The following is a 2,200-nucleotide window of genomic DNA, read 5'->3' on the forward strand; positions in this document are numbered from 1 at the left end:
ATCTACACCGCGATCTACACCGATATGCCCGCCACGCCGACATCCGCCGCATCGTTCCGCAAGCCCAACTCTCCGCGTCATCGCTATCTCGGCTTCGGGCTGGGTTTGCGCACGCCGCATTACGAGACGATTCTCGAAACCCGTCCCGCAGTCGACTGGTTCGAAATCCTGTCGGAAAATTATTTCTGCGCAGGCGGCAAGCCGCTTCATTACCTCGACCGCGTTCGCGCCGATTATCCCGTCGTCATGCACGGCGTTTCGCTGTCGATCGGAAGCCACGATGCCGTCAACATCGACTATCTGAAGCAGTTGAAAACGCTGGCCGGGCGCGTCGAGCCGCACTGGATTTCCGATCATTTATGCTGGACCGGCGTGGCCGGCAATAATCTGCACGACCTGATGCCGCTTCCCTACACCGAAGAGGCGGTTGACCACGTTGTTTCGCACGTCAACCAGGTGCAGGAATATCTGGGACGGCGCATCGCACTCGAGAACGTGTCCAGCTACGTCAGCTACAAGCGATCGGCAATGGCCGAATGGGATTTCCTGCGCGAAATCGCCGAGCGCGCCGATTGTCTGATTCTGCTCGACATCAACAACATCTACGTCAGCAGTTTCAATCACGGCTTCGATCCGCGCGCCTATCTGGAAGGCATACCGGTCGAACGCGTGCAGCAGTTCCACCTCGCCGGCCATCGTCATTGCGACGATTACATCATCGACACGCACGACGAACCGGTCATCGATCCGGTGTGGCAGTTGTATGCGCATGCCGTGCGCCGCTTCGGCGACGTATCGGCGATCATCGAACGCGACGACAACATTCCGCCCCTCGAAGAACTGCTGGCCGAGCTCGATCACGCGCGGCGCATCGCCGCCGGTGTCGAAACCGAACTCGCCGCCTAGAATCCGCGTTACGCAGTTTTCACACCCTCCTCTTTGATCGACACGCCCAAACCCGGCGAGGCAAAAACGCCGGCCTCGAAAGATCTCGCGCGCTTGCAGCAGGATTTCCAGAACTACGTCCTGGCCGCCGGCGCGCCGGACCACAGCGGCATCGAAGCCGAGATTGTCGCCACGGCCAAAGCCAGCGCGAAAACCCGCCTCGGCATTTATTCCGAAGCCTACCGCCTGCGCCTGATCGAGGCGCTCGATACCGACTACGTCACGCTGCGTGCGCTGGTCGGCGACGATGCGTTCGAAAAACTGGCGCTTGGGTACGTCGACGCGTATCCGTCCAAGGTCTACAACATGCGTTGGTTCGGCGCCCGCTTGCCCGAATTCCTGAGAACGACCTCGCCCTATGCCAATTACCCGGCATTTGCCGAGATGGCGGCGTTCGAATGGGCGCTCACGCTGGCATTCGATGCCGACGATGCGCCGGCGCTGGGCATTGAAGATATCGCTGGCGTACCGGGCGAAGCCTGGGCCGATATGACGTTCGCGTGCCATCCATCATTGCAGCGCCTGGACCTGCGCTGGAACGTTCCGGCTTTCTGGAAGGCGATCGCAAACGAAGAAGAAGCGCAAGCGCCGCAGCAAAACGAATTCCCGATCGCCTGGATGATCTGGCGGCGCGATCTCGACAGTTACTTCCGCTCGCTTCCGGTCGACGAGGCCTGGGCGCTCGACGCAATTCGAAGCGGCGCGAATTTCGCTGAAGTCTGCAGCGGACTGTGCGAATGGATCGACGAGCTGCAAGCGGCGCGGCACGCCGCGGGATTGTTGAAGGGATGGGTTTCCGAAGAGCTGATCAGCGGGCTCAAGTATTAGGGGTTTGTTGAAAAGCTCAAAAAACCGTCATCGCGACCCCGGACTCGATCCGGGGAAAGCAATCTCGCCTTCAGTAGTATCGGGAGCTTAAGATGCTTCCCGCAAAAAAACGCTCCTCGCAATGACATGTTGCGGCTTTTGCAACAAACCCCTAGATTCACCTCCACTCGCCGCGCATTCGCAGCACGCGGTTTCCCTCAACGTTTCCTTCGCTTTATGGGCTTTGTACTTCTGAGGAAGGCAGACCGCACAGGGACGGTATCCAGCGGCGATCGCGGTTTGCTCGTCGGCGAAAAACACGCTGGACTTGACCCGTTTTCGTGGACACCCGATCCTCACACAGAGAGGTGTTCAACATGGCGAAGTCACAACCGAGGTACGCGCCGGAGTTTCGGCGCCAGATGGTCGAGTTGCATCGCGCGGGGCG

The 2,200-nt window shown here is 59.7% G+C and carries 3 protein-coding genes; 2 read left to right on the plus strand and 1 reads right to left on the minus strand.

Annotated elements, in window-relative coordinates; translation table 11 throughout:
* The first annotated feature begins 24 nt into the window (after positions 1-24).
* Positions 25-906 carry a DUF692 domain-containing protein gene (locus H0V78_05725; GenBank protein MBA2351288.1) on the plus strand — a complete coding sequence of 294 codons (882 nt, stop codon included), beginning with the start codon at positions 25-27 and terminating at the stop codon, positions 904-906.
* A gap of 33 nt (positions 907-939) precedes the next feature.
* Positions 940-1,773, plus strand: coding sequence for a putative DNA-binding domain-containing protein (locus H0V78_05730; protein ID MBA2351289.1), 834 nt, complete (start codon positions 940-942; stop codon positions 1,771-1,773).
* An 87-nt stretch (positions 1,774-1,860) separates the two neighbouring features.
* On the opposite strand, the gene H0V78_05735 is transcribed toward H0V78_05730, so the two are convergent.
* On the minus strand, positions 1,861-2,112 hold the full coding sequence (locus H0V78_05735; protein MBA2351290.1) for a hypothetical protein: 252 nt from the start codon (positions 2,110-2,112) through the stop codon (positions 1,861-1,863).
* Positions 2,113-2,200: the final 88 nt, after the last annotated feature.

The sequence above is a fragment of the Burkholderiales bacterium genome, from assembly GCA_013695435.1.
GTDB lineage: Bacteria > Pseudomonadota > Gammaproteobacteria > Burkholderiales > JACMKV01 > JACMKV01.

Bases quoted from the DNA above. Each gene is read 5' to 3' on its own strand.
- H0V78_05725 (MBA2351288.1), top strand. From the start codon at position 25: ATGCCCGCCACGCCGACATCCGCCGCATCGTTCCGCAAGCCCAACTCT.